Source organism: Streptomyces sp. NPDC058697, assembly GCF_042715345.1.
GTDB classification, from domain to species: domain Bacteria; phylum Actinomycetota; class Actinomycetes; order Streptomycetales; family Streptomycetaceae; genus Streptomyces; species Streptomyces liliifuscus.
Map to the genome: position 1 here is coordinate 184,417 of NZ_JBHXSU010000008.1, position 18,920 is coordinate 203,336.

General features: G+C 70.9%; 19 protein-coding genes and 1 riboswitch. Of the genes, 14 read left to right on the plus strand and 5 right to left on the minus strand.

What is annotated here, in order from left to right; genetic code table 11:
• Positions 1-8: 8 nt before the first annotated feature.
• The 3 genes from ACFWXQ_RS21305 (at position 9) to ACFWXQ_RS21315 (ending at position 1,923) form a co-directional block, all read left to right on the plus strand.
• On the plus strand, positions 9-317 hold the full coding sequence (locus ACFWXQ_RS21305; protein WP_383939098.1) for a hypothetical protein: 309 nt from the start codon (positions 9-11) through the stop codon (positions 315-317).
• 338 nt (positions 318-655) lie between these two features.
• Positions 656-867, plus strand: a riboswitch (cyclic di-AMP (ydaO/yuaA leader).
• A gap of 3 nt (positions 868-870) precedes the next feature.
• Positions 871-1,344, plus strand: a complete 474-nt coding sequence (locus ACFWXQ_RS21310; RefSeq protein WP_143643028.1) for a C40 family peptidase — start codon at positions 871-873, stop codon at positions 1,342-1,344.
• Positions 1,345-1,434: 90 nt separating this feature from the next.
• Positions 1,435-1,923, plus strand: a complete 489-nt coding sequence (locus ACFWXQ_RS21315) for a DUF6328 family protein (RefSeq protein WP_383939095.1) — start codon at positions 1,435-1,437, stop codon at positions 1,921-1,923.
• Between the two features lie 54 nt (positions 1,924-1,977).
• Here ACFWXQ_RS21315 and ACFWXQ_RS21320 read toward each other — a convergent pair whose 3' ends face one another.
• Positions 1,978-2,421, minus strand: coding sequence for an ATP-binding protein (locus tag ACFWXQ_RS21320; RefSeq protein WP_055615898.1), 444 nt, complete (start codon positions 2,419-2,421; stop codon positions 1,978-1,980).
• A 263-nt stretch (positions 2,422-2,684) separates the two neighbouring features.
• On the opposite strand from ACFWXQ_RS21320, the gene ACFWXQ_RS21325 reads away from it, so the two are divergent.
• Complete coding sequence (locus ACFWXQ_RS21325; protein ID WP_383939091.1) at positions 2,685-3,542, plus strand: helix-turn-helix domain-containing protein; 858 nt, start codon at positions 2,685-2,687, stop codon at positions 3,540-3,542.
• A 9-nt stretch (positions 3,543-3,551) separates the two neighbouring features.
• Positions 3,552-3,779, plus strand: coding sequence for a DUF397 domain-containing protein (locus ACFWXQ_RS21330; RefSeq protein WP_383939089.1), 228 nt, complete (start codon positions 3,552-3,554; stop codon positions 3,777-3,779).
• Here the strand turns inward: ACFWXQ_RS21330 and ACFWXQ_RS21335 are convergent.
• Positions 3,760-4,896, minus strand: coding sequence for an 8-amino-7-oxononanoate synthase (locus ACFWXQ_RS21335; protein ID WP_383939086.1), 1,137 nt, complete (start codon positions 4,894-4,896; stop codon positions 3,760-3,762). The genes ACFWXQ_RS21330 and ACFWXQ_RS21335 overlap by 20 nt on opposite strands.
• Positions 4,897-5,108: 212 nt before the next feature.
• On the opposite strand from ACFWXQ_RS21335, the gene bioB reads away from it, so the two are divergent.
• From bioB to bioD, 3 genes are read left to right on the plus strand one after another with little or no spacing between them, the layout of a single operon-like run.
• Positions 5,109-6,344, plus strand: coding sequence for a biotin synthase BioB (bioB, locus tag ACFWXQ_RS21340; RefSeq protein ID WP_383939083.1), 1,236 nt, complete (start codon positions 5,109-5,111; stop codon positions 6,342-6,344).
• On the plus strand, positions 6,337-7,632 hold the full coding sequence (locus ACFWXQ_RS21345) for an adenosylmethionine--8-amino-7-oxononanoate transaminase (protein WP_384095941.1): 1,296 nt from the start codon (positions 6,337-6,339) through the stop codon (positions 7,630-7,632). Before bioB ends, ACFWXQ_RS21345 begins: the two co-directional genes overlap by 8 nt.
• Before the next feature lies 1 nt (position 7,633).
• Positions 7,634-8,329 carry a dethiobiotin synthase gene (gene bioD, locus ACFWXQ_RS21350; protein WP_383939077.1) on the plus strand — a complete coding sequence of 232 codons (696 nt, stop codon included), beginning with the start codon at positions 7,634-7,636 and terminating at the stop codon, positions 8,327-8,329.
• Between the two features lie 67 nt (positions 8,330-8,396).
• Here the strand turns inward: bioD and ACFWXQ_RS21355 are convergent, their stop codons facing one another.
• Entirely contained in the window at positions 8,397-10,616 is a 2,220-nt protein-coding gene (locus ACFWXQ_RS21355; protein ID WP_383939074.1) for a LuxR C-terminal-related transcriptional regulator, read from the minus strand.
• Between the two features lie 223 nt (positions 10,617-10,839).
• Between ACFWXQ_RS21355 and ACFWXQ_RS21360 the strand changes: the two genes are divergently transcribed.
• Both ACFWXQ_RS21360 and ACFWXQ_RS21365 read left to right on the plus strand, forming a co-directional pair.
• Positions 10,840-11,526, plus strand: a complete 687-nt coding sequence (locus ACFWXQ_RS21360) for an esterase/lipase family protein (RefSeq protein ID WP_383939071.1) — start codon at positions 10,840-10,842, stop codon at positions 11,524-11,526.
• Positions 11,527-11,697: 171 nt separating this feature from the next.
• On the plus strand, positions 11,698-12,399 hold the full coding sequence (locus ACFWXQ_RS21365; protein ID WP_383939068.1) for a class I SAM-dependent methyltransferase: 702 nt from the start codon (positions 11,698-11,700) through the stop codon (positions 12,397-12,399).
• A gap of 125 nt (positions 12,400-12,524) precedes the next feature.
• Here ACFWXQ_RS21365 and ACFWXQ_RS21370 read toward each other — a convergent pair whose 3' ends face one another.
• Together ACFWXQ_RS21370 and ACFWXQ_RS21375 are read right to left on the minus strand one after the other, a co-directional pair.
• On the minus strand, positions 12,525-12,863 hold the full coding sequence (locus tag ACFWXQ_RS21370) for a fic family toxin-antitoxin system, toxin component (RefSeq protein WP_362069420.1): 339 nt from the start codon (positions 12,861-12,863) through the stop codon (positions 12,525-12,527).
• Positions 12,864-12,912: 49 nt separating this feature from the next.
• Positions 12,913-13,140, minus strand: coding sequence for a hypothetical protein (locus tag ACFWXQ_RS21375; protein ID WP_055615889.1), 228 nt, complete (start codon positions 13,138-13,140; stop codon positions 12,913-12,915).
• A 196-nt stretch (positions 13,141-13,336) separates the two neighbouring features.
• Here ACFWXQ_RS21375 and ACFWXQ_RS21380 point away from each other — a divergent pair, with 196 nt between their 5' ends.
• The 4 genes from ACFWXQ_RS21380 (at position 13,337) to ACFWXQ_RS21395 (ending at position 18,802) form a co-directional block, all read left to right on the plus strand.
• Positions 13,337-14,185, plus strand: coding sequence for an ABC transporter ATP-binding protein (locus tag ACFWXQ_RS21380; RefSeq protein WP_360769361.1), 849 nt, complete (start codon positions 13,337-13,339; stop codon positions 14,183-14,185).
• Between the two features lie 11 nt (positions 14,186-14,196).
• Positions 14,197-16,764, plus strand: coding sequence for an ABC transporter permease (locus ACFWXQ_RS21385; RefSeq protein ID WP_383939062.1), 2,568 nt, complete (start codon positions 14,197-14,199; stop codon positions 16,762-16,764).
• Positions 16,765-16,885: 121 nt separating this feature from the next.
• Positions 16,886-17,761: an LLM class F420-dependent oxidoreductase gene (locus ACFWXQ_RS21390; RefSeq protein ID WP_383939059.1), complete on the plus strand. Its 876-nt coding sequence runs from the start codon at positions 16,886-16,888 to the stop codon at positions 17,759-17,761.
• Between the two features lie 177 nt (positions 17,762-17,938).
• Positions 17,939-18,802 carry a DUF4132 domain-containing protein gene (locus tag ACFWXQ_RS21395; protein ID WP_383939057.1) on the plus strand — a complete coding sequence of 288 codons (864 nt, stop codon included), beginning with the start codon at positions 17,939-17,941 and terminating at the stop codon, positions 18,800-18,802.
• The last annotated feature ends 118 nt before the right edge of the window (positions 18,803-18,920 follow it).

The following is an 18,920-nucleotide window of genomic DNA, read 5'->3' on the forward strand; positions in this document are numbered from 1 at the left end:
GCGGCCCGATGCTCCCACCCGAGTTGCCGCCGCTGCCGGCCCTGACCCGCGCGGAGGCCGAGCTGATCGACCGTTACCTCGAAGTGGTCGACCTGCTCGGCCGGATCAACCCGGCCCACTCCGGGGACACCTACCGGGGGCTGCGAGCGGCCCAGGCCCTGGTCGGCAGGGCCGCCGCGCTGCGTGACGCGCTGGCCCTGATGCACCAGCGCGGCGAACACGAGGTGCACGCGCCGACCTTGGCGCGGGCGCTGCGCGTCCTCGACGGTGAGCGCCGAGCGGGCCGGATCGCGCTACCGCCGCGCTCCGACAGCTGACGTACCGCCACGGACCCGGCGTCACGCAGGCATCTGACGAGACGTCCGGGTCAGGGTTCAAACGCACCGAAAGGTGTACCACCGAACAGCGTAGACAGAGCTGCTTTTTCAAGCCCGTGGAAGTTGCGCAACACGCGTAGCCTCCGTACGGAATCAGACGTTCCGGTGCTGGTACGAGGGTCGTCGACCCTGTCGACGCCCTCCCGTAGGAAAGGCTGTCCACCCGAACGGGTGAGTGGTGAGTAAGCCCACAAATCGCCGATTCCGCTCGGCTTTTGGGACATCCGTGCGTCAAGATCCCTTCCGACGACAAGCCCCCGCCACAAGCGGCGGGGCGATCCGGGCGGACGCCGAGTCCTGCCGCCGCCCGGATGACCGGTCGACAGAAGTGGATCGGCAGGAGTGGAGGACCCAAGCACGACGGGTCGCCGGAACGGTCACGCCATGACCGGCCCGAGCAGCCCTTGGGGTGAAGCCGCGTCAGCGGCCGGGCAACTTCGCCAGCCCGAATCCGACAGGTCATCCTTCACAGGCGGCTGACGAAGGGTTGCGCATGACTGCGCTCAATCGTGTCCCGTCGCTGTTCAGCAGGGCCGGTACCGCATCGGCTCTCACCATCGCCGCTGTCGGCGGCGGCATAGTGGCCCCCGGATTCACGTCCGGCGCGGAAGCGGCCACACCCGCGACGAAGGCACTCCAGGTAGCGGCCTCCAAGAAGGGCTCCCCGTACAAGTACGGGGCCGTGGGGCCCAAGCGCTTCGACTGCTCCGGCCTCACGCTCTACTCGTTCAAGAAGGCGGGCAAGTCCCTGCCGCGTACGGCCGCCGCGCAGTACAACAAGACGAACCATGTCTCCGCTTCGAACCGCAAGCAGGGAGACCTGGTCTTCTTCCACTCGGGCCGGAACGTCTACCACGTCGGTATCTACGCCGGGAAGGGACGGATCTGGCACTCCCCGAAGACCGGGGAAGTGGTGAAGCTCCAGAAGATCTGGACGAAGAGCGTCTGGTACGGCCGGGTCAGGTGACCCGCCCGGGAGGTGGCCGCGGTGATCGCCGCGGCCGCCTTCCGGGGCCCGGTGCGTGATATTCGCGCCAGAGTGGTTACTCCTTCACTCATGGGCGACCTTCATCACCACGAGGAGCGCAACGAGACCCGGCTTGAGCGCGCCGACCGCAACTTCAACGAACTGCTCCAGGAACTGCGGGTCACGCAGACCGGGGTGCAGATCCTGTTCGCCTTCCTGCTCACCCTCGCGTTCACCCCGCGCTTCCCCTCCCTGGACTTGTTCCAGCGCACCACGTACGTCGTCACGCTGCTGCTCTCCGTACTGGCGGCCGCCCTCTTCACCGCCCCCGCCGCGCTGCATCGCCGGCTCTTCCAGCAGGGCGCCAAGCCGCAGGTCGTGAAGGCGTCCTCGAATCTGGCCGAGATCGGGCTCGGAGTGCTCGCGCTCGCCCTCTCCGGTTCGGTCCTGCTCGTCGTGGACGTGGCGACGGGCCGGGCGGGCGGTATCGCGGCCGGTGCGACCACCCTGGTCGTCTGCGCGGGGCTGTGGGCGCTCATCCCCCACCTGATGCAGCGCTCCGCCGACGAGGAGGACTAGCAAGCGCCTTCACGCCGCCAGTGGGGCACGGCTCTCAAGTAGTGCAAGCGGCTCTCAGTCCGCTGTCACGGGCTGCACCGGCGCCGTCCAGGGCAGCATGATCGAGACCGTCTTGCCGCCCTCTCTGGTGGGCCGGACCGTCAACTTGCCGCCGCACTCGACCGTGAGCCAGCGGACGATCACCATGCCGCGGCCGTTGTCCTGCTGGACGGCCGCGGGCAGACGTTTCGGAAAGCGCGGGTGGCTGTCGGTGACACCGATGCGCAGCTGTTCGTCGCGGTCGAGTTCGATGTCCACCGTGAAGGTGGGCGACTGCCCGAACGTGTGCTGTACGGCGTTGGTGGCGAGCTCCGAGACGATGAGCCGGACCGTGTCGGCGGCCTCCGTGTCGGATGGAAGTCCCCATTCGGCCAGCACGTTCATGACGTATGTGCGGGCGGCGTAGACCGAGGCGGGATCGCTCGGCAGAGTGACGGATGCTTCCTGGTGGTCTGCCATGGCGAGGTCGTCCCTTTCCCACGGGACCGGAGTCCGACACGAAGCGGATGACTTCGAGTACGGTCCCGGACTGGTGCTTGCGCCAGAGTGCCACTACCTCGGCGTTCGTGGTGCCGATCCACCGAGATATGCATATATCTGTCGCTCGAAGCGGTGAACTCTGCGACGGCCGACCGTATTTGGGCGGGGGGCCGGTTCGTCCTCTACGGTCGGCGTGACGCCGGACGATATAGCGCCGGCGCGACGGTCGGAAGGAGACGGCCATGCAGTACGGTCCCGCTGTGCGCCGCCGGAAACTCGGTGCCGAACTGCGTGCCCTGCGTGCCCGTGCGGGCCTCAAGAGCGGCGAGGCGGCCCGGCTCGTCGGCTGGCACCAGTCGAAGGTGAGCCGGATCGAGACCGGCCGCAGCGGGGTGAAGCCGACGGACGTCGAGCTGCTCCTCGACGCGTACGAGGTCCGGGACGCGGAGCTGCGCGAGTTGCTCGTGGTGCTGGCGGGCTCCGACGACAACGGCCGGCACCACTGGTGGCACGCCTACCGGGGTCTTCTGCCGTCCACCTACAGCGACTTCATCAGCCTGGAGTCGCAGGCCAGCGTGATGCGCACGCTGGAGAACACCGTCGTGCCGGGGCTGCTGCAGACGCCGGAGTACGCCCGCGAGGTGACCCTGGCGGCCGTGGACGGGGCGCCGGACGACAAGGTCGACGCGCTGGTGGAGGTGCGCATCGCCCGCCAGGACGTACTGCGTTCGAATCCACCGCTCCGACTGAGTGCGGTTCTCGACGAAGCGGCTCTACGACGGACGGTCGGCGGACCCGAGGTCATGGCACGGCAGTTGGATCACCTCAGAGAGGCCGCGCACCTCCCTCACGTGCGGATTCAGGTGCTGCCGTTCGGAGTTGGAGCTCATGTCGGCGTCACAGGGCCCTTTGTTATTTTTTCGTTTCCGAGCACATCTGATCTGGATGTGGTTGTTCTAGACCACTTGACGAGTAGCCTCTATCTCGAACGGAAAGAAGACCTCCAGGCCTACAGCGAGGCCTTCGACTCCCTTCAGGTCCACGCCCTTTCGCCCGAGGAAACGTTGGATTTCATCGCCGGTGTAGCTCACGGCGCATAAGGAGGCACCATGCCCGCCCCCCTGCCTCGGTCCCTACCTTCGAGCACCCGTCTGCCCGGTGTGCGGTGGCAGCGCAGCAGCCGCAGCACGGGAATGAACAACTGCGTCGAGACGGCCCGGCCGGGCTCCGGTCCATGGACCGGCCTGCTCGCGGTGCGCGACTCGAAGAACACGTCGGGTCCCGCCCTGCTCTTCGCCCCCGCAGCCTGGGAGGGTTTTATCGCCGCGCTTCGATGATCAGGCGTACGGCACGGTCGAGTTGCCCGTCGGTGAGGTCCGCGCGGGCGGTGAGCCGCAGCCGTGAGATGCCGTCGGGCACGGACGGGGGGCGGAAGCAGCCGACGGCGAGACCGGCCTCGCGGCAGTCCGCGGCCCAGCGCACGGCCCGCTCCGGGGAGGGTGCGCGCACGGAGACGACGGCCGCGTCCGGTCGTACGGCTTCGAGACCCTCGGCCGTCAGCCGTTCGTGCAGGGTGGTCGCTACGGCACGCGCGCGCGTGGCCCGTTCCGGTTCTCTGCGCAGCAGACGCAGGGCCGCGAGGGCCGCGCCCGCCGCCGCGGGGGCCAGACCGGTGTCGAAGATGAAGGTACGGGCCGCGTTGACCAGATGGTCGATGACGTGGGCCGGTCCGAGGACCGCGCCGCCCTGGCTGCCGAGCGACTTCGACAGCGTGACGGTGGTGACCACGTCCGGCGCGCCCGCGAGGCCCACCGCGTGCGGCGCGCCCCGGCCGCCGTCGCCGAGTACGCCGAGACCGTGTGCGTCGTCCACGAGCAGGGCGGCGCCGGACTCCCGGCAGGCGGCGGCGAGCCCGGTGAGCGGGGCCGCGTCGCCGTCGACCGAGAAGACCGTGTCGGAGACGACGACGGCGACTCCGGCATGCGTGCCCAGCGCCTTGCGCACGGCGTCGGGGTCGGCGTGCGCGACGACCTGGGTGGTGCCGCGCGCGAGACGGCAGCCGTCGATCAGCGAGGCGTGGTTGCCCGCGTCGGAGACGACGAGGGAGCCGTGCGGGGCCAGCGCGGTGACGGCGGCGAGATTGGCCGCGTATCCCGAGGAGAAGACCAGCGCGGACTCGAACCCGCAGAATTCGGCCAGCTCGCGTTCGAGTTCCGCGTGCAGTTCCGTGGAGCCGGAGACGAGCCGGGAGCCGGTCGCTCCGGCGCCCCAGGTCCGCGCGGCGCTCGCGGCCGCCTCGGTGACCTCGGGGTGCCTCGCCAGGCCCAGATAGTCGTTGCCCGCGAGATCGAGGAGCGGGGAGTCGGCGGGGCGGGGACGCAGGGTGCGCACGAGTCCGGCGCGGCGGCGCGCCCGCGCCTGCTCGTCGATCCACTCGAAAGGCGATCCCGACATATGTCCTCCGGGCCATGAGGTGAGGGTGTCCCATGGGGCACCGACACATGACATTTCGTCCGGGCCGTCCCCACCTGCCTTTTGTAGGCAACGCACAGACCCTAGCCGGACCACCAGCCGCCCATGATGTGGCAATACCCACACGTCGAACGGCCTCTGTTGTCCGGTCCCTCCTTGGCCCGGCGCGGTCGGATAGGCCAGGATCGGACCTCATGGACCTGCTGAACACGCTGGTGGACAAGGGGCTTCGGCGAGAGCTGCCGACCCGCGAAGAGGCGCTGGCCGTACTGGCGACCTCCGACGACGAACTCCTCGATGTGGTGGCCGCGGCCGGCAAGGTACGCCGGCAGTGGTTCGGCCGACGGGTGAAACTCAACTACCTGGTCAACCTGAAGTCGGGCCTGTGCCCGGAGGACTGCTCGTACTGCTCGCAGCGGCTCGGCTCCAAGGCCGGGATCCTGAAGTACACGTGGCTGAAACCCGACCAGGCCTCCGAGGCCGCGGCGGCCGGGCTCGCGGGCGGCGCCAAGCGGGTCTGCCTGGTGGCGAGCGGACGCGGTCCCACCGACCGTGACGTGGACCGGGTCTCGGACACCATCAAGGCGATCAAGGACCAGAACGAGGGCGTCGAGGTGTGCGCCTGCCTCGGGCTGCTCTCCGACGGCCAGGCCGAGCGGCTGCGCGAGGCGGGCGCCGACGCCTACAACCACAACCTCAACACGTCCGAGTCGACGTACGGGGACATCACGACCACCCACACGTACGCCGACCGCGTCGACACGGTCCAGAAGGCGCACGCCGCGGGCCTGTCCGCCTGCTCGGGGCTGATCGCGGGCATGGGCGAGAGCGACGAGGACCTCGTCGACGTCGTCTACTCGCTGCGCGCGCTCGACCCGGACTCGGTGCCGGTCAACTTCCTGATCCCGGTCGAGGGCACCCCGCTCGCCAAGGAGTGGAACCTCACGCCGCAGCGCTGTCTGCGGATCCTCGCGATGGTCCGGTTCGTCTGCCCGGACGTCGAGGTGCGGATCGCGGGCGGCCGAGAGGTCCATCTGCGCACGATGCAGCCCCTCGCCCTGAACCTGGCCAACTCGATCTTCCTCGGCGACTACCTGACCACCGAGGGCCAGGCCGGCAAGGCCGACCTGGAGATGATCGCGGACGCCGGGTTCGAGGTGGAGGGCACGGGCCAGGTGACGCTTCCGGAACACCGGGTCACCGCGGGCGGCGGCTGCGGTTCCCACGCCGAGGCCGGCTGCGGCTCACACGCGGACGCCGGATGCGGCTCCCACGAGGGCGGCGGCTGCGGCCCCTGCGGCTCGTCCGCCGACGAGAAGGCCCCCGCGGCGGCGCGGGTCCCCGAGACGGCCCGGGTCTCCGAGGCCCGTACGGACCTGGTCGCGGTACGCCGCCGGGGTGCCGGAACGGACCTCGCGCCCAATGCCTGACCCGCACGTGTCCGGCCTCTCCGTGCCCGAGCTGCTGGAGCTCGACCGGCGGCACGTCTGGCATCCGTACGGGCCGATGCCCGGCCGGCAGGAACCGCTCGTCGTGGAGTCGGCGAGCGGGGTGCGGTTGCGGCTGGCCGGCACGGACACCGAGCTGATCGACGGCATGTCGTCCTGGTGGTCGGCGATCCACGGCTACAACCACCCCGCGCTCAACGAGGCGGCCCGCGACCAGCTCGGCCGGATGAGCCACGTGATGTTCGGCGGGCTCACGCACGAGCCCGCCGTACGGCTGGCGAAGCGCCTTGTCGACATGTCACCTGAAGGGCTCGAACATGTCTTCCTGGCCGACTCCGGCTCGGTGTCCGTCGAGGTCGCGGTCAAGATGTGCCTCCAGCACTGGCGTTCCCTCGGCCGCCCGGGCAAGCAGCGCCTGCTGACCTGGCGCGGCGGCTACCACGGCGACACCTGGCAGCCCATGTCCGTGTGCGACCCCGAGGGCGGGATGCACGAGCTGTGGCAGGGCGTGCTCCAGCGCCAGGTGTTCGCGGACCCGCCACCGGTCGCGTACGAGGAGTCGTACGCGGACCAGCTGCGTGAGCTGATCGAGCGGCACGCCGACGAGCTGGCCGCGGTGATCGTGGAGCCGGTGGTGCAGGGCGCGGGCGGGATGCGGTTCCACTCCCCCGCCTATCTGCGGGTGCTGCGCGAGGCCTGCGACGCGCACGACGTACTGCTCGTGTTCGACGAGATCGCGACGGGCTTCGGCCGTACGGGCGCCATGTTCGCGGCCGAGCACGCGGCGGTGACGCCGGACGTGATGTGCGTCGGCAAGGCGCTGACCGGCGGCTATCTGACGATGGCGGCCACGCTCTGCACCGCGCGGGTCGCGGACGGGATCTCGCGGGGCGAGGTGCCGGTGCTCGCCCATGGCCCGACCTTCATGGGCAACCCGCTCGCCGCCGCCGTGGCCTGCGCCTCGATCGACCTGCTCCTCGGCCAGGACTGGCAGACCGAGGTCAAGCGCGTCGAGACCGGGCTGCGGGAGGGGCTGGCTCCGGCGGCGGAGCTGCCCGGGGTCCGGGACGTACGCGTGCTCGGTGCCATCGGGGTCGTGCAGCTCGACCACGAGATCGACATGGCGGCGGCGACCCGGGCCGCGGTCCGCGAAGGCGTGTGGCTGCGCCCGTTCCGGGACCTCGTCTACACGATGCCGCCGTACGTCACCGGGGACGCGGATCTGGCACGGATCACGGCCGCGGTGTGCGCGGCGGCTCGGGAGGGCTGACATGTCTTCGGTACTGGTGATCACGGGGACGGGCACGGAGGTCGGCAAGACGATGACGACCGCGGCCGTCGCCGCGGCGGCTCTCGCGGCCGGGCGTTCCGTGGCCGTGCTCAAGCCCGCGCAGACCGGTGTGCTGCCGGGCGAGCCCGGGGACGCCGACGAGGTGGCCCGCCTCGCGGGCACGGTGACGTCCGTCGAACTCGCCCGCTATCCCGAGCCGTTGGCTCCCGCCACGGCGGCCCGGCGGTCCGGTCTCGCACCGGTGCGTCCGGTCGAAGTGGCTGAGGCTGCGGGCAAGTTGGCCGCCGACCACGACCTCGTGCTGGTCGAGGGAGCGGGCGGCCTCCTCGTACGGTTCGACGACGAGGGCGGCACACTCGCGGACGCGGCACGGCTGCTGGACGCCCCCGTGCTGGTGGTCGCCTCGGCAGGACTCGGCACGCTCAACACGACAGAACTGACCGCCCGCGAACTACGGGCCCGCCAACTCGACCTGCTGGGTGTCGTACTGGGCAGCTGGCCGAACGAGCCGGATCTCGCCTCGCGTTGCAACCTGACAGACCTGCCGGTGGTAGCAGAGGCGCCACTGCTGGGCGCACTCCCCGAGGGCTGCGGCGGGCTCCCGCCGGCCAACTTCCGCACCACGGCGGCAAGTTGGCTGGCACCACAGCTTGGCGGAACTTGGACCGCCCCGTAAGGGGCGCGGGGAACTGCGCGACCAGCCACAGACGGCCCGCAGACAAAGAACAGCATCCCGGCGGAGCTCACTCCTCCGACGAAGCCAACAACCTCACCAACTCGATCCGCGACCGAATACCAAGCCGGTTGAACACCCCCCGCAGATGATGATCGATGGTGCGCGGACTGAGCACCAGCCGGGACGCGATCTCCCGATTGGTCGCCCCGTCGGCCGCCATCCGGGCCACCGTCAGCTGCTGAGCGGTGAGCAGAGAGGACAGGTCACGGGGGCTACCCGGCGCCCCCGCGGGCTCGCCCAGGGCACGGAGCTCCCCCCGGGCCTGCGCGGCACAATGCGGCGCACCGAAGTGCAGGAACGCTTCGAGCGCGCTGTGCAGCCGGTCACGCGCCTCCGTGCGGTTGCGCAACCGCCGCAGCGCACCGCCGAACAGCAGCTCCGTACGGGCGCGTTCGAAGTCGCGGGTGCCGCCGGCATGCAGGTCGAGGGCGGTCCGGTAGTGCTCGACGGCTTCGGGCCCGGTGGCCAGCAGGGCCCGGCAACGGGCGCTGAGGGCAAGGTCGTCGGGGCTGCGGACGGCGATCGCCCAGCGGTCGTAGTCGGCGTGGGCGGCCCGCGCGACCCGGGTGTCGCCGGTGCGGACGGCGGCTTCCACGTAGTGCGGGGTGGCGAGATGGCGTACGGCCCGGTGCCCGTGCCCGGGGCCGAATCCGGCGAGGGCGCGCAGCCGGGACGCGGACGCCGCGTAGCGGCCGGTGCTGAGGTCGAGGAAGGCGAGCGCCCACAGGGCGAGGGCGGCGGCGAGGCCGAGTCCGCGTTCCAGGGCGTGGGTACGGGCGGCTTCGGCGCGGGCCCGGCAGACGTCCTCGTCGCCGGTGACGGCGGCGAACATGGCGAGGGCCGCCTGGAGATGGCAGGCCCCGTTGTCCTGCCCGGTGGCGTACGCCTGGCGCAGGGCGTCCAGGGTGGCGGCGCCCGCGGCCCGTGGGCGGCCCGTCCAGAACTCGGCGTACGCCCGGAACTCCATGGCCTGCGGGACGGTCATCGACTCGCCCCTGGCACGGGCGGAGGCGGCGGCGCGTACGGCCGCTGAGGCGGCGCGGGTGTGGTCGCCGAGCATCAGGGCGGCGATCGAGGAGTGGATCAGCGAGGTGGGGTCGCCGCCGGGCCCGCAGCGCCCGGCGGCCGCCTTGAGGAGGTCGCGGGCGTCCTCGTACCGCCCTTCGAACGCGGCGGCCAGGCCCCCGAGTGTGCCCGGTGGCACGATCCCGTACCGGTCGGCGACAGCTGCGGCCTCCAGGCATCGGCGCAGGTCACCGGTGTAGACGGCGGCCTCGATGGCACGTGCCACCAGGTGCGCGGCGACGTCGGGAGCGGCGGGCGCGGCAGGGCGTACGACTCGGATGCCGCCCGCGCCCTCGATCAGCGCGCCGCCGACCGTGCTGTCGCCGTCCGCGCCTCCGCCGGGCTCGCCGCCGAGTGCCCGCTCTCCGAACTCCATGCCGCGCACCGACTCCGCGAGCAGCGCGTCGAAGGACTCCGTGGCGTTCCCCGCGCGTAGAGCCAGCAGTCCGCTCAGTCCGTCGACGTCGCCGTGGGCGGCGAGGCGGCGGGCCCGGTCGGCGTCGCCGGAGCGCCAGGCGTCGGCGGCGGCCCGGGCCAGCAGACGGGGGCGTTCGCACGGGTCGGGGGTCAGTACGGCGGCCCGTTCGAGGAGAGCGCAGGCCAGCGCGTGTTCGCCCGCGGCCCGGGCCTCGTGCGCCGATGCGCGCAGCTCCCCCGCGAGCCGCCGGCTGGGCCCGAGCGTGGCGGCCGCGCGGTGCCAGGACCGGCGGGGCGCCTCGCCCTCGCCGCGCAGGACACGGGCGAGCAGCCGATGGGTCTCGCGCCGGTCCAGGGCCGACGCGGTCTCGTAGGCGGCGATACGGGTCCAGGGGTCACGGAACACGACTCCGGCGGACGTCGGATGGGCGAATCCGGCCGCCTCGGCCTCGTCGAGGGGCCCGGTGTCCAGCCGGGCCGCGGTCACCGCGCGCTGGAAGGCGTGGGTGGCGAGCGGGTACTGGTCGGCGGCGGCGATCAGCAGGAGCCGCCGGGTGTCCGGCGGGAGGGTCCTGATCTCGCGCCGCTGGGACCGCAGCAGACCGGGGGCCACGGCGACGGGCTCGGCCGGAAGCGGTTCCAGACCGGCCAGTTGATGCTCACTCAGGGCGGCGGCGAGTTCCACGGCCGCGCGCGGATCGCCGTGCACGGCACGCAGCACCCGGACCCGGACGCCTTCGGACATCGGGGTTCGCGGGTGCGTTCGCGGCGCGCCGCCCGGTTGTTCCGGGGCGTTCATCAGGGGCGGTGGCGAATGCTGCGGGAGAGGCGGGGGGTTCACCGAGGTCACCACACCTCTCACGTTACTGGCGAGTTAAGTGGTGCGTAAAGACCGGCGATTTCACCGATGCGGCGCGCGTAGACCCCACCTGACACTCCTGACGAACCCACCCGCATCAGGAGGCACCATGACCCGCCGCACACGCACTGCCGGCACGGTCTTCGCAGCGGTCCTCGCGTCGCTGCTTCTGTCCCTGTCCCTGCCCGCGTCCCCGGCGAACGCCGCCGCCCGCAATCCCGTCGTCTTCGTGCACGGTCTGAGCAGTTCGTCGAGCAGCTGGGACGACTGGACCGCCGACTTCAAGGCCGACGGCTACACCAGCTCCGAGCTGTTCGCCTGGTCCTACGACTGGGGCAAGTCGAACGTCACGACCGCCCAGCAGTTGTCCACCAAGATCCAGAGCGTGCTCTCCCAGACCGGGGCGGCCAAGGTCGACCTGATCGTGCACTCGATGGGCGCGCTGAACTCCCGCTACTACCTCAAGAACCTCGGCGGGACCGCGTACGTCGACGACTTCGTCTCCACGGCCGGGACGAACCACGGGACGTCGACCGCCGGCTGGTGCAGCTGGCTCTACACGTCCTGCGCGGAGATGTACACCGGCAGCTCGTTCCTGACCTCGCTCAACTCGGGGGACGAGACACCGGGCAGCGTCTCCTACGCCAGCTACTGGTCGAACTGCGACGATGCCCTGAACCCCGATTCCACCGCGCTCCTCAGCGGTGCCACCAATGTCGGGGTCGGGTGCATCTCGCACACCGACATGAACAACGACCACGGCGTCTACGAGCAGGTGCGCGACTTCATCGCCTGACCCGTGCCGCATGCCCCGTGCCCCACGCACCGCGGCCCGCCCTGTGGTCCCCGCACGGCCGGGACCACGGGGCGACGCCGTGCCTGCCGAACAGGACGAGCCGCGAACGGGTGAGCGAGCCCGTCCCGGGGGACAATCGCGGTAGGCCCCGACCTTCAGGGGAGGTCCCTCATGCGACCGCGCGGCTCCAGCACCACCAGGACGGGCCGGCCGGCCCCGTCCCCGGTTCACCACCCGCTGTTCGCCCGCTTCTACGCCAAGTGCAGCGTGGCGGCGGAGCCGACCATCGGCGTCCACCGCGAGGAGCTGCTCGCCGGGCTCTCCGGCCGGGTCATCGAGATCGGCGCGGGCAACGGACTGAACTTCGCCCACTATCCGAGCACGGTCTCGGAGGTCGTCGCCATCGAACCGGAGCGCCGCCTGCGGACGTTGGCGGTCACCGCGGCCCTCCGCTCGGACGTGCCCGTCGACGTGGTCCCGGGCGTCGCGGAAGCGCTCCCGGTCAAGAGCGAGGCCTTCGACGCGGCCGTCGTGAGCCTGGTCCTGTGCAGCGTACGAGACCTGCCGCGGGCCCTCACCGAGATCCGCCGTGTGCTGCGCCCGGGCGGTGAGCTGCGGTTCTTCGAGCACGGGAGGGGCGGCGGCCGTGCGATGAACGCCGGTCAGCGCGCCCTGGACCGGACGGTGTGGCCGCTGCTCTTCGGCGGCTGTCATGTGAGCCGTGACCCCGTCGGCGCGATCAGGGACGCGGGGTACGAACTGGGTCCGTACCGCCGCCTGCTGGTGCCCGAGAAGGGCCCGCGGATGCCGACTTCGTACTGCGTGCTGGGAACCGCGCGCCGGCCCGCGGCCGAGAGCCCACCCGATTCCTGACGCCGAGAGCCTGCCCGGTCCCTGAGGCCAGGGCCGCCCGGCCCCAGGAAGCCGCATTGGGATTCCGGCTCAGGATTCCGACTCAGGATTCCGACCCGGGCTTCCGGCTCAGGCCTCCGAGGGGCTCACAGGCTCCACTGGCGCAGTTCGCGCGCGATGTCGTCCACCGTGGCCTCGCCGGTCTTGACCAGGCGGGCCAGTTCACGGACCTGCTCGGGCGAGGTGACGACCTTCAGGCCGCTGGCGACGAGGTAGGCGTACGCGACGGCCATGGCGAACATCGCGTTGGAGCGTTCGAGTGCCGGGACGTGCAGCAGGAGCTGGAGGAGCGCGGCGGCACGGGTGTGCGGGGTGTCGTAGACGGGGACGCCGAAGATCTCGGCCTCGTGGCGGCTGACGGCGGCGACCAGGGCGCCGAAGTCGGTGACCTGGGGGTCGCCCGGCGTCTTCTGTTCGGCGACCATGAGGAGCCAGGCGAGGTCGACTCTGATGTTCAGGGGTTCGTTCAAGGGCTCAGCGACGGCCTTCTCGCTCCGCGCCGAACTCCTCGACGAAGACGGACTCGTACTGCTTCATGAAGTCGGCGGCGGCCTCGACGAAGGTGTGGCCGGCTTCTCCGGTGTCCTGTCTGACCAGCTCCTCGATGTAGCGGTTGACGCTCATTCCGCGGGCCAGGGCGCGTTCGCGCGCGGCGCGGGCGGTGCCCTCGTCCACGCGCACGTTCAGCTGGGTCTTAGCCATACCTCGAAGCTAGCGCCGATGTGCTAGCAGAGGCAAGAGGGCCCGAATCACCCCTCCCCTAAGGGTGCCCCTTACACAGATATCGGGGTCACCGACCTGCGGCGGAGAACGACCGGCACTTCGGGGGGATACCAAGTGTGCCGCGCATCACACTAGGCTCGCCCGCGGACACCGGAGTCCCACCTAGGAGGCGGCCTTGTCCACAGCAGCTGCGGAGCACGCCCTCGGGCGCACGGATGCCGAGGGGATCGCGGCCCGCGCCCGCGGCCTCACGAAGGCGTACGGGTCGGGTGAGACGACCGTGCTCGCCCTCGACTCGGTCGACGTGGACATCGCGCGCGGCCGCTTCACCGCGGTCATGGGCCCCTCGGGCTCCGGGAAGTCCACACTGATGCACTGCCTGGCGGGTCTGGACACCGTTTCGGCCGGACAGGTGTGGCTGGGAGACACCGAGATAACCGGGCTGAAGGAGCGCGAGCTGACCCAGCTGCGCCGCGACCGGATCGGCTTCATGTTCCAGTCGTTCAACCTGATCCCGACCCTGAACGCGGCCGAGAACATCACGCTGCCCATGGACATCGCGGGCAAGAAGGCCGACGAGAAGTGGCTCAACCAGGTCATCGACCAGCTCGGCCTGCGCGACCGGCTCAAGCACCGGCCCGCGCAGCTCTCCGGCGGGCAGCAGCAGCGCGTCGCCTGCGCCCGCGCCCTCGCCTCGCGCCCCGAGCTGATCTTCGCGGACGAGCCGACGGGCAACCTCGACTCGCGGGCCGGCCTCGAAGTGCTCGGCTTCCTGCGGGACGCGGTCGACGAACTGGGCCAGACCGTCGTCATGGTCACCCATGATCCGGGCGCCGCCGCCCACGCCGACCTGGTGCTCTTCCTCGGGGACGGACGGATCGTGGACGAGATGGCGCGCCCCACGGCGGAGGCGGTGCTGGAACGCATGAAGAGGTTCGACACGATTCGCGGGACGGTCGAGGGCGACGGCGCCACCGGCCAGGGCATCGTGCCCGACCAGGGCATCGCCCTCGACAAGGACTGAGGCAGGCTGTCGTGCTGAAGGCGACACTCCGGAGTTTCCTCGCGCACAAGGGCCGGCTGCTGCTGTCGGCGCTGGCCGTCGTCCTGTCCGTGGCGTTCGTCGCGGGCAGCCTGATCTTCTCGGACACGGTCACCCGCACCTTCGACCGGCTGTTCGCGTCCACGTCGGCCGACGTGACCGTGACGCCGAAGGAGGATCTCGACTCGCAGATCCCCTCCGGGGTCACCGCGACCGTTCCCACGAGCCTCGTGGCGCGCATCGACAAGGTCGACGGGGTCGCCCTCGCGCGTCCGGACGTGGCCGTCGAGAACATCACCGTCGTCGACAGCGAGAACGAGTCGGTGGGCCCGACCACGGGCGCGCCCACCATCGCGGGCGACTGGTACGTCACCGAGCGCAGCCCTGTGGAGCTGACCTCGGGGCACGCCCCGCGCGGGCCCGACGAGGCGCTCCTCGACGCGGACACGGCCGACAAGAAGCACGTCGCCATCGGTGACACGCTGACCGTCATCGCACAGCCCGGCTCGTTCAAGGTGAAGGTCGTCGGCATCGCGACCTTCAGGACCACCAACCCGGGTGCCGCGCTGGTCTTCCTGGACCCGGCGGTCGCACGGACCAAGCTGCTGGGCAAGGCTGACGTCGCCACCAGCATCCAGGTGGACGCGGCGCAGGGCGTGAGCGACGCACAGCTCAAGCAGCGCATCGCCGCCGCGATCGGCTCGGGCACCTACGAGTTGGAGACCGCCGACGAGCAGGCCGAGACCGCCGCCGCCCAACTGGGCGGATTCCTCGACGTGATCAAGTACGTGATGCTCGGCTTCGCCGGTATCGCCGTACTGGTCGGGGTCTTCCTGATCGTCAACACCTTCTCCATGCTGATCGCCCAACGCACCCGTGAACTGGGCCTGTTGCGCGCGCTCGGCGCGGACCGGCGGCAGGTGCGCCGGTCCGTGCTCCTGGAGGCGACGCTGCTGGGCCTGGTCGGCTCGACGCTCGGCCTGGCCGCGGGCATCGGGCTCGCAATCGGGCTGATCGAGCTCATGGGCCTGCTCGGCATGAACCTGAAGACCGCCGAAATGGTCATCGGATGGCCGACCCCCGTCTCGGCGTACGTCGTCGGCGTGGGCGTCACCTTCGTCGCGGCGTATCTGCCGGCCCGCCGGGCGGCCGGTGTGTCGCCGATGGCAGCGCTGGCGGACGCCGAGATCGCCGGTGTGGGACGGCCGTTGCGGGTACGGGCCGTGGTGGGGCTGATCGTCGGCGCGCTGGGCGCCGCCGCGCTCGTGGGGTGCGCGACGGCCACGGAGACCGGGTCGGCCGCCTCCCTGCTGGGCCTCGGCGTCGTCCTCACCCTCATCGCGACGGTCATCGCCGGGCCGTTGCTCGTCCGGCCGGTGATCCGCGTCCTGGGCGGTTTCTTCCCCGCCGTGTTCGGCCCGGTCGGCCGGATGAGCCAGCGCAACGCGCTGCGCAACCCGCGCCGCACCGGCGCCACCGCGGCCGCCCTGATGGTGGGCCTCGCGCTGGTCGGCGGCATGTCCGTGGCGAGCGCGTCCATGACCAAGTCCTTCGACGACCAGATCGACAAGACGCTGGGCGCCGACTTCGTGGTGCAGAACGCCAACTTCCTGCCGTTCCCGCAGGAGATCACCGAGAAGGTGCAGGACACGGAGGGCACGGGACTCGTCGTACGGCAGCGGTTCACGCCGGTCGCCGTCCGGCTGCCGGACGGCAAGCGCGTCGAGACGACCGCTGCGGGCTACGAGTCGCAGCTCGACGAGGTCGCCCGCATCACGTACGCCGAGGGCGACACGGCGGCCGCACTCGCGGACGGGAACATCGCCATGGACGCGGGCTTCGCCAAGGACCACGACGTCCGCGTCGGCAGCACGATCCCCGTCGACTTCCCCGCCGGGCAGAAGACCGAACTGAAGGTGGGGGCGCTGACCGACCAGGACGCCGCCGAGGGCTTCGGCACACAGGGCGGGCTGTTCTTCGGCTTCGGCACGATCGAGAAGTACGTGCCCGGCGGGCAGGACTCCGCGCTGTACGTGAACGCGGCCTCCGGCACCTCCGCCGACACCCTGCGCTCGAACCTCGACAAGACACTCGACCCGTATCCGCAGGTGCAGGTGCGTGACCTGGCCGACTACAAGAAACTGATCCACGATCAGATCGCCGTGCTGCTCTACCTGGTGTACGCGCTGCTCGGCCTCGCGATCGTCATCGCCGTGCTCGGAGTGGTCAACACCCTTGCCCTGTCGGTCGTGGAGCGCACCCGGGAGATCGGGCTGCTGCGGGCGATCGGGCTCGCCCGGCGGCAGTTGCGGCGGATGATCCGGCTGGAGTCGGTGGTGATCGCCGTGTTCGGCGCGGTTCTCGGGCTCGCGCTCGGGCTCGTGTGGGGCGTGTGCGTGCAGCAGGTTCTCGCTCTGCAGGGGATGAAGGCGCTCGCGATCCCGTGGACCACTCTCGTCGCGGTGGTCGTGGGATCGGCCGTCGTCGGCATCGTGGCGGCGCTGTTGCCGGCGTTGCGCGCATCGCGCATGAACGTGCTGGCGGCCATCGCGCACGAGTGATCGACTGACCGACTTTTCGACTGACCGACTGACCGACTGACCGACGCGTGGAGCGTGCTCGACCGCACGGCCTGTTCCAGCTGTGCGGAGCACTCAAGTCCCTTATCGGTGAGGAGAGTTCATGGCCCGCCCGTTCCGTTTCGGCGTCAATCTGATGAGCCTTGCACCCGCCGACGAATGGCGCGCGAAGTGCCGTCGGGCCGAGGAACTCGGCTACGACGTGATCCTGGCCCCGGACCACCTGGGTATGCCCGCCCCCTTCCCGGCGCTGGTCGCCGCCGCCGAGGCGACCGAGCGGCCGCGCCTTGGCACGTTCGTGCTCAACGCCGGGTTCTGGAACCCGGCGTTGCTCGCCCGCGAGGTGGCCACGACGGACGCGTTGACGGGCGGCCGCCTGGAACTCGGGCTCGGCACCGGTTACGTACAGGCGGAGCACGAGAGAGCGGGCCTCCCCTGGGGTTCGCCGGGTGAACGCGTGGACCATCTCCGGCGTACGGTCGAGGAGTTGGAACGGCTCCTCGACTCGGAGGACCAGCCGCAGTCCGTGCAGAAGCGCGTGCCCCTGCTGATCGGCGCCAACGGCGACCGGATGCTGCGGCTCACCGCCGAGCACGCGGACATCGCGGCGTTCACCGCGGCGCGCACCCGGGACGGCGGTGCGCTGGAGCCGATCGCGGCGGAGGAGCTCGACGAACGGGTGGCCCTGTACCGGAAGTTGGCCGCCGGGCGTGCGGCGCCGGCCGAGCTGAACCTGCTGGTCCAGATCGTCACCGTCACCGACGATCCCGGTGCCGCGATCCAGCCGTGGCTGTCCCACATCCCCCACCTGACCGAGCAGCAGGTCCTTGAACTGCCGATCGTCCTCGTGGGGACCCTGGACAACATCGTCGAGCGGGTGCGGGCGCAGCGGGAGCGGTTCGGGTTCTCGTATCTGACCGTCCTGGAGCCGAACATGGAGGCGTTCGCCCCCGTGATCGCACGGCTGCGCGAGGCCTAGGCCGACGGGACCCGGCAGGAACTGACGGGCAGGACCCGGCAGTTCAGGATGCTCGATCGCCGGAAACTGTCAGTGGGTGCCTCTAATCTTTCGCGGAAGTCACAGTGGGGTGGGCCGATTCGGACTGCCGGCCGTGCTGTGCCGGTTTCCGAACGGTGAAAGAGGCTGAGAAGACTTATGGGTTGGCTGGCAGTGGGCGACAGGTATGAGATCGCTCTGGTGGGGGGCCGGGTGGTGGCCCGGTCCGTGGCGGAGAGGTCGTCGGCGGGGCAGGTGAGGGCGTTGCCGGGGGAGTTACGGGACCGGCCGGAAGTGGTCGAGTTGCAGCGGTTCGCCGAGTGGCTGGAGCGGCACGCGGCGGATTGCGTGGCGCAGGTCGACACCTGGATGGTGTCCTCGTTGCCGGTGCCGGCGGGTCTGCTGGGCCGGGTGTGGCCCGATGAGGCGTGGCGGTCGGTGCTGCGTGATCTGGTGGTGGTGGGTGAGGGCCGGGGCGAGGTGGGTTTTCTGCGGGATGCCGATGCCTCGGGTGGGCTTGGTGTGGTGAATCTGGACGGTGAGACCGTCCGTCTGTCTGGCCGTACGGTGACCATGCCGCATCCGGTCCTGCTTGCGGATCTGGGTGAACTGCGGGTGTTCGCAGCGGAGTTGGGTGTGGTGCAGGGGGTTGAGCAGATCCATCGTGCCACCTGGCACAGGCCGGACGACCTCGATGGTGGCGCGGAGACGGTGACCGAGTTTGCCGGGGCTGAGTACGGCTCGTGGTTCCATCTCTCGGCGCGTGCTGTTTCGCTGGGCTACAAGGTGTCCGGCGGCTGTGTCACCGGCCGGGTGCGGGACGGTGGGCGGGTTGTCACGGCGTCGGTGGACATTGGCAATCCGTATTACGACGAGGGGGGTCACACCGGTGATCTGAGCTGGCGTCATGGCTGGGACCGGCTGCGGTTGTCGGAGGTGGGGCCGGTGGCGTGGTCGGAGGGCATGCGGTTGGCTGCGGCGCTGCACGCGGGTCGCACCGTGGCCGCGGACCATGTCGCGTGAACGGCACGGCGGCACGCCTGGGGGCCACGGCGGTGGCCAGGGCACCTCGCACGACAGAGACCGGCGGGCGCACACGGATGAGCAGGGCCCAGGGGATCGGCCGCACGGCCGCGAAAGG

Excerpts from the sequence above, each read along its gene's own strand:
- ACFWXQ_RS21330 (WP_383939089.1), top strand. The coding sequence starts at position 3,552 with ATGCCCGCCCCCCTGCCTCGGTCCCTACCTTCGAGCACCCGTCTGCCC.
- ACFWXQ_RS21395 (WP_383939057.1), top strand. The coding sequence starts at position 17,939 with ATGGGTTGGCTGGCAGTGGGCGACAGGTATGAGATCGCTCTGGTGGGG.
- ACFWXQ_RS21370 (WP_362069420.1), bottom strand. The coding sequence starts at position 12,863 with ATGGTCGCCGAACAGAAGACGCCGGGCGACCCCCAGGTCACCGACTTC.
- bioD (WP_383939077.1), top strand. The coding sequence starts at position 7,634 with ATGTCTTCGGTACTGGTGATCACGGGGACGGGCACGGAGGTCGGCAAG.
- ACFWXQ_RS21325 (WP_383939091.1), top strand. The coding sequence starts at position 2,685 with ATGCAGTACGGTCCCGCTGTGCGCCGCCGGAAACTCGGTGCCGAACTG.
- ACFWXQ_RS21335 (WP_383939086.1), bottom strand. The coding sequence starts at position 4,896 with ATGTCGGGATCGCCTTTCGAGTGGATCGACGAGCAGGCGCGGGCGCGC.
- ACFWXQ_RS21390 (WP_383939059.1), top strand. The coding sequence starts at position 16,886 with ATGGCCCGCCCGTTCCGTTTCGGCGTCAATCTGATGAGCCTTGCACCC.
- ACFWXQ_RS21315 (WP_383939095.1), top strand. The coding sequence starts at position 1,435 with ATGGGCGACCTTCATCACCACGAGGAGCGCAACGAGACCCGGCTTGAG.
- ACFWXQ_RS21360 (WP_383939071.1), top strand. The coding sequence starts at position 10,840 with ATGACCCGCCGCACACGCACTGCCGGCACGGTCTTCGCAGCGGTCCTC.
- ACFWXQ_RS21345 (WP_384095941.1), top strand. The coding sequence starts at position 6,337 with ATGCCTGACCCGCACGTGTCCGGCCTCTCCGTGCCCGAGCTGCTGGAG.
- ACFWXQ_RS21365 (WP_383939068.1), top strand. The coding sequence starts at position 11,698 with ATGCGACCGCGCGGCTCCAGCACCACCAGGACGGGCCGGCCGGCCCCG.
- bioB (WP_383939083.1), top strand. The coding sequence starts at position 5,109 with ATGGACCTGCTGAACACGCTGGTGGACAAGGGGCTTCGGCGAGAGCTG.
- ACFWXQ_RS21310 (WP_143643028.1), top strand. The coding sequence starts at position 871 with ATGACTGCGCTCAATCGTGTCCCGTCGCTGTTCAGCAGGGCCGGTACC.
- ACFWXQ_RS21355 (WP_383939074.1), bottom strand. The coding sequence starts at position 10,616 with ATGTCCGAAGGCGTCCGGGTCCGGGTGCTGCGTGCCGTGCACGGCGAT.
- ACFWXQ_RS21305 (WP_383939098.1), top strand. The coding sequence starts at position 9 with ATGCTCCCACCCGAGTTGCCGCCGCTGCCGGCCCTGACCCGCGCGGAG.
- ACFWXQ_RS21375 (WP_055615889.1), bottom strand. The coding sequence starts at position 13,140 with ATGGCTAAGACCCAGCTGAACGTGCGCGTGGACGAGGGCACCGCCCGC.
- ACFWXQ_RS21320 (WP_055615898.1), bottom strand. The coding sequence starts at position 2,421 with ATGGCAGACCACCAGGAAGCATCCGTCACTCTGCCGAGCGATCCCGCC.